Consider the following 13,058-nt stretch of genomic DNA (forward strand, 5'->3'; position numbering starts at 1 on the left):
GGCCCTCCCAGGAAAGGAAAGCCACAACGAGGTTGCGGCCCAGGGCCAGCATCCCTTGATCCGTGCTGCTGGAGTCCGCGATGACCTGGCCCTTCTTCACCTTCTGGCCCTTGAAGACCAGCGGGCGCTGGTGGATGCAGGTGCTCTGGTTCGATCGCTGGAAACGCCGCAGCGGGTAGCGATACAGCCGCCGGTTGGTGCCCCGGATCACGATCTCGTCGGCGGTGGCCTGGATGACCTCGCCGTCGACCTCGGAGAGGAGGACGTGGCCGGAATCCCGCGCGGCCACCCGCTCCATCCCAGTCGCCACGATGGGGGCCTCCGGGCGCAGGAGCGGCACCGCCTGGCGTTGCATGTTGGAGCCCATCAGGGCGCGGTTGGCGTCATCGTGCTCCAAGAAGGGGATCAGGGAAGCGGAGACCCCTACGATCTGTCGCGGAGCGACATCCATATAATCGATCCGCTCCGGGGCCTCCATCATGAACTTCCCCATATAGCGGGCAGGAACACGGGTCTGCTTGAAGTGCCCCCTCTCGTCCAGTTCCACGCTGGCCTGGGCGATGACGTAACGCTCCTCCTCGTCGGCCGTCAGATAGACGATCTCCTGGGTCACGAAGGGTTGAACCCGGATCTCCTCCAGCGGAAGGCGGGCGATCCGCTTCGCCAGGGCCTCGGTGACCTCCGTCCCCGCCGACGCGATCACCTCTCCGGTCCCCGGATCCACCACGTCCTCCCGCAGGATCCGGCCGATCAGCGCCTCGGGCCGGTTGGGCACAGCCCGGACCACCTTCCGATAAGGGGTTTCGATGAAGCCGAATTCGTTCACCCGGCTGTAGATCGCCAGCCGGCCGATCAGACCGATGTTCGGCCCCTCCGGCGTCTCGATCGGGCAGATCCGGCCGTAGTGGCTGAGGTGGACGTCCCGCACCTCAAACCCGGCGCGCTCCCGCCGCAGGCCTCCCGGCCCCAGCGCCGAAAGGGTGCGCTTGTGGGTGAGCTCCGAAAGCGGGTTCGTCTGATCCATGAACTGGGAAAGCTGGCTCGAGCCGAAGAACTCCCGCAGCGCGGCCATCACCGGGCGGATATTGATCAGCTGGAGGGGCGTGACCGTGGCGGGATCGGCGATGCTCATCCGCTCCTGGATCACCCGCTCCATCCGGCGCAGCCCCACCCGCATCTTGGCCTGGATCAGCTCGCCCACGGTGCGCACCCGCCGGTTCCCCAGATGGTCCATATCATCAGGCGGCCGCACCCCGTTGTTGATGCGGATGATCTCCTTGATGATGGCCACGATATCTTGCTTGGTGAGCGTGCGATGGTGGATCGGAATGGAGAGCTCCAGCCGCCGGTTCATCTTATACCGGCCGACCCGATGCAGATCGTACCGATGGGGATCGAAGAGCTGGGCCACCAGGAACGAGTGGGCGTTCTCCAGCGTCGGCGGGTCGCCCGGGCGCAGCCGGCGGAAGAACTCGATGAGCGCCTCTTGGGCGATGGTGCGGCCCTCCCGAGGCTCCAGCCGGCCCTCCTGACGGATGGTGCTGAGGATATACGGATGATCCGGGTGAACGTCGACATCCTTGAAAAGCTCCAGCAGCTCCTCGTCGGTGCCCTCCGTCAGGATCTGGCTGATCCCATCGTCCAGGGCGGCCAGGGCGCGCAGAAAGAGCGTGGCCGGCACCGTGCGGCGCCGGTTGAAGCGAAGGATCAGCAGATCGTTGCGTCGGGTTTCGAACTCCAGCCAGACCCCCCGGTCCGGGATCAGCTTGGCCATCGCCAAGGGGCGGCCTAAGGAGGGATCCTCCTCCATATCGAAGTAGACGCCGGGCGAGCGGATCAGCTGGGAGACCACCACCCGTTCCGTGCCGTTATAGATAAACGTGCCGTTGCTCGTGATCCACGGGAGCTCCCCGAAGAAAACATCCTTCACCATGGGCTCCCGCCCGGCCACGATCAGAGCCACCTGAACCCACATCCCGCGGCCGTAGGTGAGATCCCGCTCCAAGCATTCCAGCTCCGTGTGCTTGGGTTCGTCGAACCAATAGCGCAGCTTCAGCTGCCTGGCCACCGGGTTGTTGCCCGGGAAATAAAGACGCATCTGGCCGTTCAGGCTCTCGACGGGGGAGATCTCATCGAAGAGCTCCTTCAAGCCCTCATCAATGAACCACTGGAACGATCGATGTTGGATCTCAATCAGATTCGGCGGCTCCAGGATCTCCGGGATGTGCGCGTAGTGTTTCTCGCCGTTAATTCGGATCATATAGTCTGCTCCTCCTTCAGGCTTCCAGATCCTATGGGTTTGCCGGTTCGATGTCCCGTGGTGGAGGCGGCGTCAGAAGACCAGCGAGGCCCTCCACCCTCCTTTTCCTTCCCCGATCTTCCTCTCCGCAGCCCAGACATCGCGGGGGAGGGAGATCGGGGAGCATGGCCAAAGGCGCCTCAAAGGGAGAAACGTTGGAAGGTTGAACCCTTTGCCGAACAAATATCCCAGACCTGCTGCGACCTTAAAGCCGGGACGAGCCCGGGATCATGGAGGCAAGCTGGAATCCACAGCGCTCCTCGCATGTGGTATAGAACATCCTGGTGGGATGCGGCGGCTTCGCTACCGAGGGTCCGATGGGGGGCTGTCAGGCCCGCCCCCATCGAGGATCTTTTTCCACCCGCAGGGAAACCACCTTTTCAGGCGTTCGCGGCTCATCCGTAAGCGCCCCGAATCGATCACCATCCCCTCCATGCCCTGGCGCCGGAAGGGCGATCGAACTCCATGGAGTGAAGGCTCCAGTGGTCTCTCACAGGGTTTATGACATCGCAAATTAAAAGTGTAACAACAAATCGCGATTTTGGCAAATTCGTTCGAACACCGGGCGCATCCCAGCTTCGTAGGGAGAAGTCATGGGTAGCCCAGGTCAAAAATTCGCGGTGGGGGCATCGCCCCACCCACGAAGAAAAAATTACTATCACCAAATGAAGCGATTGCCCGATTTCGCTTCATCTGGCGAAATGGGGACGCGCCCCGAACGCCGGTTGCACAACGTGGAGGAGGCGGCGCTCCGCAAAAATCGAGCCGACGCAAGGCCCGCCCCTACCCGATCGGAAGCGCCCAATCCCGAACGCGCCCCGTGGAGAGATCGACCCACTCATACCGTAGATCCCCTGGCTTCACGTGGAGAAGGCCCACCGCCGGCCCCCGCTGGACGTAATAGTCCGGCGCGACCGGGCCCGGGTTCACCAACCAGACCCCATTCACGCATACCAGGTGGGGCCGGTGCGTATGCCCGGAGACGATCAGATGCACCGGCTCTCGAAAAGCGAAGCGCGCATATCGCAGATAACGCAGCGGCTCGAAGCCGATAGTGGCCTCCCGGATCTTATTCCTCAGATAAATTGGCCATCCGCCATGGCCATGGGTTAACCCGATCCGGATGCCGTTGATCTCCACAACCTCCTGCCAGGGCAGCCGGAGCCCGATGTCCGCGTTCCCCTTCACAGCCACCACCGGAGCCAACCGGGCCAGCTCGTCCAGCACCGGCCAGCGGTTCAGGTCCCCCGCATGCAGGATCAGGGCGACGCCGCGGAAGATCTCCGCCACCTGCGGCGGCAAGCGCTCCATCCGCTGCGGGACGTGTGTGTCCGCAATCAGGCCGACGGTCATCGTTCGCATGGAGCCAACCTCGGAGCCCCGTTTCGCTCCATCGCCTGGCTCGCCACGCGCCGGATGAAGCGATCGATCTGCGCGAAGGCCTCCTCCCGCTCGATATCCTCCGGAATGACGTGTCCGCTGCCAACCAGCCAGTGGACCGTCTTGTCCGAGCTCCCCAGCCGATGGTAAATCGCCCACCCATGATCCGGAGGGACGGTGCGATCCGACCGGGAATAGATCAAAAGCGTGGGACAACGCACCTGCGACAGACGGGCGGTCGCGGCCCGCAGGGCGCGGAGCAGCTCCTCCACAGCCGTCAGCGGATACCAGGGATATGAAACCTGCTGGGCCTGAGCCTCCGGATCGCGGAGATCCGAGGGGCCCTTCCGCACATTGGGGACCAGCCGTTTCAACAGCCAGAGGAAGCGAAGGCGGACATCCCGGATTCGGTAAGGGGAGGCCATCACGATCAAGCCATCTGGCGGCCGCCGGGCGGCTTCATAGAGCGCGAGGACGCCGCCCAAAGAGAGGCCGCACAGGAACACCGCCCGGCATTGTTCTCGCAGGGTGTCGGCGCCCAGGGCCACCGCCTCCGTCCAATCCCGCCACGTGACCTGGCGCAGATCCTCCGGCCGCGTCCCATGGCCGGGCAACCGGATCCCCAACACGGTCCTCCCGCGTTGGGCCAGGAAAACCCCGAGCCGGCGCATCTCCTGAGGGGCACCAGTGAACCCATGGATCAACAATATCCCCACGGGCCCACCTGGGAAAAAGAAAGGCTCGCCGCCGGGACACAGCGGGCCTTCTCCCGGGCGCGGCCCCCAGCGGGCCAACGCTCCCGACAACCGATCGAGGCTCCCGAGATCCGATTGAGCCATGCGGATCCCTTTCAGTAAAATAAGCCGTTAGTGGGGAACATCGGGATCAGCGGCCTCCGGCCGCCTCTTGCCCCTGGCCAGCCACCCGCCTTGGGGCGCTTTCGGCGGCCTCGCCGTCCGTTCGCCAATCCACCCGAGGGATCCCTTGCCCATGACCACAAGCCCGGACAAGCCGGAACAAATACGGGCGATGTTCGCCCGCATCGCCCACCGTTATGATCTGATGAACCGACTGATGACGGGGGGTCTGGATCTCCGGTGGCGCCAGCAGGCCATCCGCGCATGCGCTCTGACGCCGGACGCCCGCGTGCTGGATGTGGGGGCCGGGACCGGCGATCTGGCCGCGGAGGCGCTCCGGCAGTGCCCCGAGGCGCTGGTCGTGGGCTGCGATTTCACCCTCCCAATGATGCTCCGCGGGCGCATGAAGCCCGGCCGCGACCGCATCCGATGGATCGGTGGAGATGCACTGCGCCTCCCCTTCGCGGATGAAACCTTCGATGCGGTAGTCTCCGGCTTCGTCATGCGGAACGTCGCCGATCTGGACCTCGCCCTGCGGGAGCAGGCCCGGGTGGTCCGCCCCGGCGGTCGGGTGGTATGTTTGGAAGCCATCCGACCGCCGGAGCGGTGGTGGACCCCCTTCTATCGATTCTATTTCCATCGAATCGTTCCATGGATTGGGGGGATCGTGGCGGGCGACCGCGCGGCCTATACGTATCTGCCGCAGTCGGTGGAAAACTTCTTCACCCTGGACGAGCTGGCCAGCGCCATGGCCCGTGCAGGCCTGGTCCTTCAAGAAACCCGCACGTTCATGCTGGAAGCGGTGGCCCTTGTGGTCGGCATGAAGCCGGTGGGGAACCAAAAGCGCTCCGCCGGAGCATCCCCGCCGACCCGAAGCGCGTAAGCCCGGATCCGCTCCAGGATCTCTCCCTCCGTGGCGAAGAAGATCGGCCACTGGGATCGATAAGCCCGGATGGCTTTCGCCTTCATCTCCAGATCCTCTTCTTCGAGCCGCACCCGATGGGGCTCCCTCCCGGGAGGGTTGTGGACTCCCTCCCACTCCGCATAAGGGAAATCTTCGTAAAACCCATGGAGGATCCCCGCGCGGCGCCAGCCTTCCACGGCGATATAGACCAGGCGATGATCCACATGGCCGCCCAACGCCAGCGGGGCGAGCAACAGATCGCCCTCCTCCCAGGGAAGGGCCGTCAGCGCTTCCCGGATCCGCTCGATCCAGATGGCCTCATCCGGGTGTGGGGGACGGAAGAGATCCTCCCGGCCCTGGCAGAGCGGCTGGCCCTGGGCATCCCGGCGATAGATGGTATCCGGGAACGTCCAGTGGATCGGCGTCGCGTGGAGAAGGGCCAGGGCCTCCAAATCCTCCGCGCGTCGCATGGCCATAGCTCCCTCGCCGCCTCCCCAAAGCGCGTGCAGCTCCTGTGCGAAAGGCGGCAGGGGGGGAACGGGATCTCCGGCAAACACGGTGATCACCTCCACGGGATGGGCCTCCCGGCTCAACCGATAAAGGGTCCCCCCGCAAGAGAGCACCGCGTCATCCAGATGCGGAGAAAGCACCCGGATCCGTGCGGATGGCTTGACAAAGGGGAAAGTCCGTGGCATATTTTCGCCCTGCCTTATGGCTTTGGGTGGTTATTCCATTCGGTAGGTGATTTTTCCCCGTGGGGAGCGGGCCGCCGAAGGCACCTGCACCCCACGAGGAAAGGGGGATGGGGGAATTCCCTCCCCCCGCGCAGCCCCCTTGAATTCTTGACCTTGGGAACCCATCACGACCGAAAGGGGTCACTACCTGCTTTCAGGCGTTGCGCCGTTCGGTAACCCAAGGAACTGCTGCCCGAAATGGAGCAGCCACGAAACGCTCTCATCGGCGATCGCTTTTATCCTCCTTCAGGAGGCAAGGCGTATGGCCAAGGCAACCAAGAAGGTCCAGCAGGAAGAGAAGAAGGTCGTGCAGGCGGTGGACCTCCCCACCCGTCGGATTTGTTATCGGTGCGGGCAACCCATCCGGTTGAGCGAGCTGCTGCCGGTCAAGGATGGGATGCGCAACCGGATGCGATATTACCACAAGAAGTGCTTCGCCTGATCCGCCCCCCCTCCCGCAAACGGAGGGAAGGTCGTGCTTTGTTCGCTGGCGTTTTGGGGCTACCCGGCGGAGGTGCGGATCGTCCCTCCCTGTCGTTCTCCCGCCTCCCTGCAGCCCTTCGGGATGCAGGGAGGCAGGAGAAACACCCTTCTGGAGTTGGAGGTAAGCGCCGGGGCGCTTGTCCCGCTTTCTAAGGAAACGCTTTCCGCCGTTCGTTCAGCCGCTGGATCACGCTCTCCGGAGTGGGAAACGGCCCTTCGGCCCCCTGAACCTGGGCTGCCACCACCTGCAATCGGGGAAGTTGGCGCGGATGTTCCTCCACATCCTGCAGGGGGTAAAAGTACGGCAGGGCACTTCTTAATCGAGCGATCGCCTGCCCTATGATCGCATGGACTTGATGGCCCTCCCCGATCATGATAAACCATCCCCCGCCCATGTGGCCGAGGAAGAAAGCCTCCCCATTTTCATGATTGAGCCCGGCCAGGAGGAGTCCCACCGCGCGGATCGCATCATCCCGAGCCACAAACCCATAGCGCTCCCCAAATCCCTCCAGCCCCTCCAAGCCGATCAACAAAGCCCCCCAATCCGATCGCCCAAGCTGCTCCCTCAGGTACTCCAGGATCAACGGACGGCCTGGCAGCCCCGTGAGCCCATCGAGGGCCGGCTCGGCGCGGGATCGTTGCAGGATGTTCTGAATGCGGGCTCGCAGCTCCTGAAGGCTGAAGGGCTTCGGGATGTAATCGTGGGCGCCCATCTCCAGGCCGGTCAACCGGTTCTCCCGCTCCCGCTTCTCCGTCAGAAAGATCACCGGTATCTCATGGGTTCGCCGATGGGCGCGCAACTGCCGGAAGACCTCGAAGCCATCGATGTCTGGTAGGCGGATGTCCAGCACGATGAGATCCGGAGCATGCTCTCGGGCCAGCGATAGGGCTTCCTCGCCGGAGGTCGCAGTGAGCACCTGATAACCCTGGGCCTGGAAATACATGTCCAGCAGGTTGACGGTCTCCGGTTCGTCTTCCACAATCAGGAGGGTGGCCACTCTCCTCATCGCAACCTCCATCGGCGAGCTGCCAGTGGCCAGGTCATCCGATCGGTTCCTTATAGATCGCGAAGGAGCATGTAGCATCCCCCATCGCGATACAAGAGATCTCCTCCACGCGGAACTCCTTGCCTCCGCTGACCCAACGCAACCCCTCCTGAAGCAAGCCGATAGCGGCGTAACAGACCGGGCGATCGGTTTTGCGGCCCCAGCACACCGGGCAACGCTCGATCACATAGATGAAACGCTCCGCCTCCTCATAAACATAACTTTTTTGATCGCTGAACTGGGTGAAAATGCCGGCCATGGCCGGGAGGCCGATTTTCAACTTGGCCTGGAGAGGCAACACCCGGAAGGCGAGGTCGCTGACCCCGGCCAGGGCGCCGAAGCCCTGAAGGCCCCGGGCGAAAGAGGCGCGCCCTCCCCGCAGCGCCAGCCCTCTGCCCCCTCGCGGCCCATACATCTCCTCCAACGCCCGGTTGATGGCCGAGAAATCCGCGAAATCAAACCCACGCTCCAGGTTATCGGGCGGGTAGTTATCAATCAGATGGGGAAGATGAGCCAGGTTCAGGACCGCGTTCAAACCGTTCTTCCCCATCACGTCCTCCAGCGCCTCCAGGAAAATCCGGGCGATCTTATTGGGATAATACAGGCCGCTCTTCTGTTGGCTCAAGGCATAGCCTCCCAATCGAGGGTGGAACGCTTTTCCCAGCGAGGCACAAGCTATTGAAGAGAGCTGGTAGTTACCCCTTGCAGGGGCGATGAGCCCCAGGTGTCATGAATTAAGGAAGCCGCGCAGATGTCTTGCGCCTCGCGCAAATTCCGCGGTTTTGGGGATATGCGGTGGAGGGGCCATCTGCTCCTCCACTCTTTTCTCCTCCCCCAGCCCAACGGGCGGCGGGGAGGAGAAAGTTAAGTGATTTTGGGGTGGGTGGAGCCCCCTTCGACGGCCCCACTCCCCTCAAACGCTCCGGATTGAAGATCCCGGACCCTTAACCCAGCGCCCGAAACACAAAACGACGCAACCCGCGCCAGAGGGTGTTGAGAAGCCGAGAGGGTGTTAAGAGGCAAGGATGCGGGCCAGATCCTCAGCGGCCCGCCGCATGTCCAGGAACAGTAACCCGAGCTTGGCCTGAGGTCTGGCCAGCACGGTGAGCACGGCCTCCTCCCCAACCGCCATAAGCACCACATAGCCCCGCTCGCCGCGGATGTAAACTTGATCCAGCGTCCCCCGGCCCAGTTCGCCGGCGATCCGCTCACCCAAGGAAAGCATCGCGGCAGACATCGCCGAGACCCGGTCTTCTTCCACATCGGCGGGGAGGGCGGAGGCGATGATCAACCCGTCGAGGCTGACCACTGCGGAGGCCTCGATATCCGGCGTGCTGGCCTGAAGCTCCTTCAAACGCTCGATCATTCTCTCGGTGCGCGTCCGGGCCATTGCAGACCCCCAGTAGCGAACAGGATGAGAGGCGGGCGACGTGACCGCGGCGAGCGGCGACCGGGAGTCACCCCTCGGCGCCACCGGCCGGCCGATGGCCGGCGCCGATGGGCCTCGGCAGGACTTGGCATGCAGCAAGGCAGCCGCGATCTTCGGAGCCCCTTCGGCTATCGGCGAAAGCCCATAGACAGCCCCCCCATCGGCTCCCGCCGACGCGCGACGGACGGCATCCCATCACAGCGCTTTCCATCCAGCCAAACCGTTTCCGAAACCTATCACAGATCAGCCAGCTTGTCAAACTGCGTGATCTTAGGGTTCGTCCGAAGGCCACCCCGCCCACCCGCCTTCGAACCGGGGAAGGCCGCCTCCCCTTCACCCCCGCAAGAGAAAGAGGAGAAGGGTCAACGTCCCCACGCCCGCGCAATAGACCGCAAAGGGCCTAAGGGACCGCCGTCGCACCATCCGCATTAAACCCCAGATCGCGAAGTAGCCGGAGAGGGCCGCGCTGAGAAAGCCGATCAGGATAGGGATGATCGCCTGTGGAGGGAACCCGATCCGGTAAAGATCTTTCAGGGCCACCAGGCCAGCCCCCAGGAGAGCCGGTATGCCCAGCAGGAAACTGAACCGCGCGGCCTCCGGCCGAACAAATCCCCGGCCCAACCCGGCGGCGATCGTGGCCCCCGAGCGGGAGATCCCCGGCAATAGGCTCAGCGCCTGAGCGAAACCGATGACCAACGCGTCCCAAGCCTTCATCCGTTGCAAATCCCGATCCCCCCGCCCGAGGTGCTCCCCCAGCCACAACAGCCCCGCCGTGCCGAACAGCAGAGCGCCCGCCACGACGGGCTGGAGGAAAACGGCCTCGATCGGTTCTTTAAAGAGCACCCCCAGAATCGCTGCCGGCAAAGTGGCGAGAAGGATCCACCCGCCCAGCCGGCCCTCCGGGGTGGCAAACGGGGAACCCTGTCGCAGGCCGTCCCACCCAGCGATCAGGATCGCCCACAGATCGCGCCGGAAATAGATCAGCACCGGAACCAGCGTTCCCCACTGCACCAGCACATCGAAGGGGAAGACGATCCGCTCATCGTTCCGCCAGCCGAGCAGCCAAGGCACGAGCACCAGATGGGCCGAGCTGCTGATCGGGAGATACTCGGTGAGCCCCTGCGTGATCCCTAGGATGAGCGCTTGAAGCCAGGTCATGGATGTTCCCTCGATAGTTTTGATTAGTCAGACCGACACACGTTTACGGCAGGAGGGGATCCCTTTCCCTCCCCAGCGGGCGCTGAAACGCCGAAAGAGGCCAGAGGCGCTGAGCCCATCCATGGGCGAACCCGCGCCTCACCGGATTGCAAGGCGCCGTTCCCTCCTCACCGGGGCACGGGCCCATCCAAGCGCCCGGGGATGGCGGCCCGTGCTCGCAGCACCCGCTCGTAGATTTCCACCGTTCGCGCGGCGGCCTCTTCCCATCGGAACCGGGCGGCCTGCCGCAAACCCGCTTCCCGAAAATGGGTCCGAAGGGACTCGTCGGAGAGAAGAGCCGCCAGGGCGGCTGCCCAGTCCGCGGGGCGATCCGGCGGCACACGGAGGCCCGCCTCCCCTACGATCTCCGGAAGCGAGGCGGCGTCCGACACCACCACCGGCGTCCCGCAGGCCATCGCCTCCAAGGGCGGAAGCCCGAAGCCTTCATAAAGTGAGGGAAAGGCGAAAACCACGGCCGCCGAATAAAGAGCCGGGAGGTCCTCATCGGGCACATGGCCCAGGAACCGAACCCGCCCCTCCAGCCCCAGATCCCGCAAGGCCCGAAAGGTCCCCTCCGTCAGCCATCCGGGCCTCCCGGCCACCACCAGGCCCAGGTCCGGCCAGCGCTCCAGCAGGCTCCGATAGGCGGCGAACAACGTCGGCAGATTCTTGCGCGGCTCGATGGTCCCGACATAAAGGATAAAGCGGTCCGGCAGACGATAGCGAGCGCGGATGGCGGCAACCCTCTCCAGCGGCGCAGGGCGAAAGCGGACGTCCACCCCCTCATAAACCACGTGGATCCGTTCCTCCGGGACGCGATACCAGCGGATGGCATCCTGTCGCGTGCACTCGGAGACGGCGATCACCGCATCGGCGCGCCGGAGGAAGCGGGGCATCATCAACGTGAGGAACCAACGGTTTAAGGGCATATGGGTCTCCGGATAAAGCCGGAAGACCAGATCGTGCAAAGTGAACACCGAGGGGAGGTTGCAGAAGGGGGGGAGAAGATGTTCTGTCGCGTGAAACAGGCGCGCCGGGCCGACGAGGGCGTCCATCGGGCGGCGGAAGAGATGGGCCAGCATCACCTGCAACCGCCAAGGCTTGGCCGGCAGCGGATACGGGCGGGCCGGCAGGAGATCGAGGGGCGGGAAGAGGTCCGCGCGGCGCGCATCGTGATAAAAGATCGCGAGACGGCCCGGCAATAAGGGGATCAGCGCCCTCACCAGATCCGCCGCATAACGGCCCAATCCGGCCCGATGGTGCACCGCGGCGGAGACATCCACGACGATGGGGCTCATCCCTCCGCCTCCTGGAGCATCGTCCGGATGCGGGCCGCGATCATATCCAACGCCACCGTGTTGAAGCCCCCCTCCGGGATGATGATATCCGCGTAGCGCTTGCTGGGCTCGACGAACTCCAGGTGCATGGGGCGGACCGTGGAGAGATACTGCCGGATCACCGATTCGAGGGTCCGCCCGCGCTCGGCGATATCCCGTTGAAGGCGGCGGATGAACCGGATATCCGGATCAGCGTCCACGTAGATCTTGATGTCGAACAGCTCCCGCAGCGCCTTCTCCACAAACACCAGGATGCCCTCCACCAGGATCACCGGGCGCGGCTCCACCCGCCGGGTGTGGGGCGTTCGAGTGTAGGTGGTGAAATCGTAAATCGGGACCTCCACCGAGCGCCCGGCCAACAACTCCTTCAGATGCTGGATGAGCAAGTCCGTGTCCAGGCTGTCCGGGTGATCGTAGTTGATCCGGACCCGTTCCTCCATGGGGAGGTGGCTTTGATCCTTATAGTAGCTATCCTGCTGGATCAGCGCGATATGCTCCGGGCCGATGCGCCGCACGATCGCCTCGGCCACCGTGGTCTTGCCGGATCCAGTCCCTCCCGCAATCCCGATCACAATCGGTCGCTTGGGCATCGCGATCGCCGTAGAAGATTTCGATTAGGCATCGGAGTGAGGCCATTGGTTTCCTCGCGGGGGCTTTAGGGATGGAGCCGAGCGCCAAAGGCGCCCGGCTCTACTCCCTCTCGCGAGCCCCGAACGGCATAACTTACTTTAAGGAAATTCGCAAGGCGGAGGGATCACCCCCGATTCCATACTCGCCCCTGAAATATTTTTTAATCCCCCCCACGGCCCTTCGGGCCGTGGGGAGGGGATAAAGGGGGGTGGGGCCATCCGCTTTACCCGAACTGTATGAAAGCCCTGACTCGCCCCAAAAGGCCCTTACTTCCCCAGACCTGCTATATTAAAGCGAGGTCCACCCGATCACAAGTATAACGGCGACGTCACACCGCCCTCCGGGGACCTTCAGCCGACCCGCCAGTGCCAGCTGAGGACGTTCGATCAACGAGAGGAAGCAGTGAAGAAGCCGCTATCCCCAAGGCCGATTTGGATGCCGACGAAGAGCGGTTCCTGACGCAAAGCCTACATATAGAACGATTTCAACCTCATGGGTAATAATCTTATAACGCATATAGCACGACTATCCCACATGTGACTAAAGTCCTAGGGAAATTTATTCTTTCTCTCGGTATAGTAAGCAGAGATCACACCTTGCATGCAGGAGGTGTTCCATGGTACGGTTGCTTGAGTTCTGGTTGTGGGTACGGGAGAAGGGACAAGGACTAGTGGAGTATGCCCTGATCCTGGTGCTCATTGCTGTCGTAGTCATCGCGATCCTCACCTTCCTGGGCACCCGGGTGAGCACGGTGTTCTCCTC

General features: G+C 63.5%; 12 protein-coding genes and 1 pseudogene. 3 read left to right on the forward strand and 10 right to left on the reverse strand.

What is annotated here, in order from left to right:
• The 3 genes and pseudogenes from ACFMO5_RS14120 to ACFMO5_RS14130 form a co-directional block, all read right to left on the reverse strand.
• Positions 1–2,260 (reverse strand): annotated as a pseudogene (locus tag ACFMO5_RS14120) (DNA-directed RNA polymerase subunit beta); the annotation flags it as partial.
• 822 nt (positions 2,261–3,082) lie between these two features.
• The gene (locus ACFMO5_RS14125) at positions 3,083–3,661 is read right to left on the reverse strand and encodes a metallophosphoesterase family protein (RefSeq protein WP_376793389.1); all 579 of its coding nucleotides are present in this window, start codon (positions 3,659–3,661) and stop codon (positions 3,083–3,085) included.
• On the reverse strand, positions 3,649–4,395 hold the full coding sequence (locus tag ACFMO5_RS14130) for an alpha/beta hydrolase (protein ID WP_376793390.1): 747 nt from the start codon (positions 4,393–4,395) through the stop codon (positions 3,649–3,651). The genes ACFMO5_RS14125 and ACFMO5_RS14130 overlap by 13 nt, the downstream gene beginning before the upstream one ends.
• A 274-nt stretch (positions 4,396–4,669) precedes the next feature.
• Between ACFMO5_RS14130 and ACFMO5_RS14135 the strand changes: the two genes are divergently transcribed.
• Entirely contained in the window at positions 4,670–5,419 is a 750-nt protein-coding gene (locus tag ACFMO5_RS14135; RefSeq protein WP_376793391.1) for a ubiquinone/menaquinone biosynthesis methyltransferase, read from the forward strand.
• On the opposite strand, the gene ACFMO5_RS14140 is transcribed toward ACFMO5_RS14135, so the two are convergent.
• Complete coding sequence (locus ACFMO5_RS14140) at positions 5,308–6,135, reverse strand: PIG-L deacetylase family protein (protein ID WP_376793392.1); 828 nt, start codon at positions 6,133–6,135, stop codon at positions 5,308–5,310. The two genes, ACFMO5_RS14135 and ACFMO5_RS14140, sit on opposite strands and share 112 nt — an antisense overlap.
• 301 nt (positions 6,136–6,436) lie before the next feature.
• On the opposite strand from ACFMO5_RS14140, the gene ACFMO5_RS14145 reads away from it, so the two are divergent.
• Positions 6,437–6,616, forward strand: a complete 180-nt coding sequence (locus ACFMO5_RS14145) for a hypothetical protein (protein WP_376793393.1) — start codon at positions 6,437–6,439, stop codon at positions 6,614–6,616.
• Positions 6,617–6,806: 190 nt separating this feature from the next.
• On the opposite strand, the gene ACFMO5_RS14150 is transcribed toward ACFMO5_RS14145, so the two are convergent.
• The 6 genes from ACFMO5_RS14150 to udk all read right to left on the reverse strand — a co-directional run bounded on the left by ACFMO5_RS14150 (position 6,807) and on the right by udk (position 12,256).
• Entirely contained in the window at positions 6,807–7,664 is an 858-nt protein-coding gene (locus ACFMO5_RS14150) for a response regulator (protein ID WP_376793394.1), read from the reverse strand.
• Positions 7,665–7,698: 34 nt separating this feature from the next.
• The gene (locus ACFMO5_RS14155) at positions 7,699–8,328 is read right to left on the reverse strand and encodes a V4R domain-containing protein (protein WP_376793395.1); all 630 of its coding nucleotides are present in this window, start codon (positions 8,326–8,328) and stop codon (positions 7,699–7,701) included.
• 387 nt (positions 8,329–8,715) lie between these two features.
• Positions 8,716–9,093, reverse strand: coding sequence for a roadblock/LC7 domain-containing protein (locus ACFMO5_RS14160; RefSeq protein WP_376793396.1), 378 nt, complete (start codon positions 9,091–9,093; stop codon positions 8,716–8,718).
• Between the two features lie 372 nt (positions 9,094–9,465).
• Positions 9,466–10,290 carry an undecaprenyl-diphosphate phosphatase gene (locus ACFMO5_RS14165; protein ID WP_376793397.1) on the reverse strand — a complete coding sequence of 275 codons (825 nt, stop codon included), beginning with the start codon at positions 10,288–10,290 and terminating at the stop codon, positions 9,466–9,468.
• Between the two features lie 167 nt (positions 10,291–10,457).
• Positions 10,458–11,627, reverse strand: a complete 1,170-nt coding sequence (locus ACFMO5_RS14170) for a glycosyltransferase family 4 protein (protein ID WP_376793398.1) — start codon at positions 11,625–11,627, stop codon at positions 10,458–10,460.
• Entirely contained in the window at positions 11,624–12,256 is a 633-nt protein-coding gene (gene udk, locus ACFMO5_RS14175) for a uridine kinase (RefSeq protein ID WP_376793399.1), read from the reverse strand. The genes ACFMO5_RS14170 and udk overlap by 4 nt, the downstream gene beginning before the upstream one ends.
• 656 nt (positions 12,257–12,912) lie before the next feature.
• On the opposite strand from udk, the gene ACFMO5_RS14180 reads away from it, so the two are divergent.
• Positions 12,913–13,058, forward strand: a 146-nt coding sequence (locus tag ACFMO5_RS14180; protein ID WP_376793400.1) for a Flp family type IVb pilin, incomplete at its 3' end; no start/stop codon positions are given.

The sequence above is a fragment of the Thermoflexus sp. genome (genome assembly GCF_042408365.1).
GTDB lineage: Bacteria > Chloroflexota > Anaerolineae > Thermoflexales > Thermoflexaceae > Thermoflexus.

What these genes read in the sequence shown, in the direction of transcription:
- ACFMO5_RS14160 (WP_376793396.1), bottom strand. Translation starts at nt 9,093, where the DNA reads ATGGCCCGGACGCGCACCGAGAGAATGATCGAGCGTTTGAAGGAGCTT.
- ACFMO5_RS14145 (WP_376793393.1), top strand. Translation starts at nt 6,437, where the DNA reads ATGGCCAAGGCAACCAAGAAGGTCCAGCAGGAAGAGAAGAAGGTCGTG.
- ACFMO5_RS14165 (WP_376793397.1), bottom strand. Translation starts at nt 10,290, where the DNA reads ATGACCTGGCTTCAAGCGCTCATCCTAGGGATCACGCAGGGGCTCACC.
- ACFMO5_RS14170 (WP_376793398.1), bottom strand. Translation starts at nt 11,627, where the DNA reads ATGAGCCCCATCGTCGTGGATGTCTCCGCCGCGGTGCACCATCGGGCC.
- ACFMO5_RS14150 (WP_376793394.1), bottom strand. Translation starts at nt 7,664, where the DNA reads ATGAGGAGAGTGGCCACCCTCCTGATTGTGGAAGACGAACCGGAGACC.
- ACFMO5_RS14125 (WP_376793389.1), bottom strand. Translation starts at nt 3,661, where the DNA reads ATGCGAACGATGACCGTCGGCCTGATTGCGGACACACACGTCCCGCAG.
- ACFMO5_RS14135 (WP_376793391.1), top strand. Translation starts at nt 4,670, where the DNA reads ATGACCACAAGCCCGGACAAGCCGGAACAAATACGGGCGATGTTCGCC.
- ACFMO5_RS14140 (WP_376793392.1), bottom strand. Translation starts at nt 6,135, where the DNA reads ATGCCACGGACTTTCCCCTTTGTCAAGCCATCCGCACGGATCCGGGTG.
- udk (WP_376793399.1), bottom strand. Translation starts at nt 12,256, where the DNA reads ATGCCCAAGCGACCGATTGTGATCGGGATTGCGGGAGGGACTGGATCC.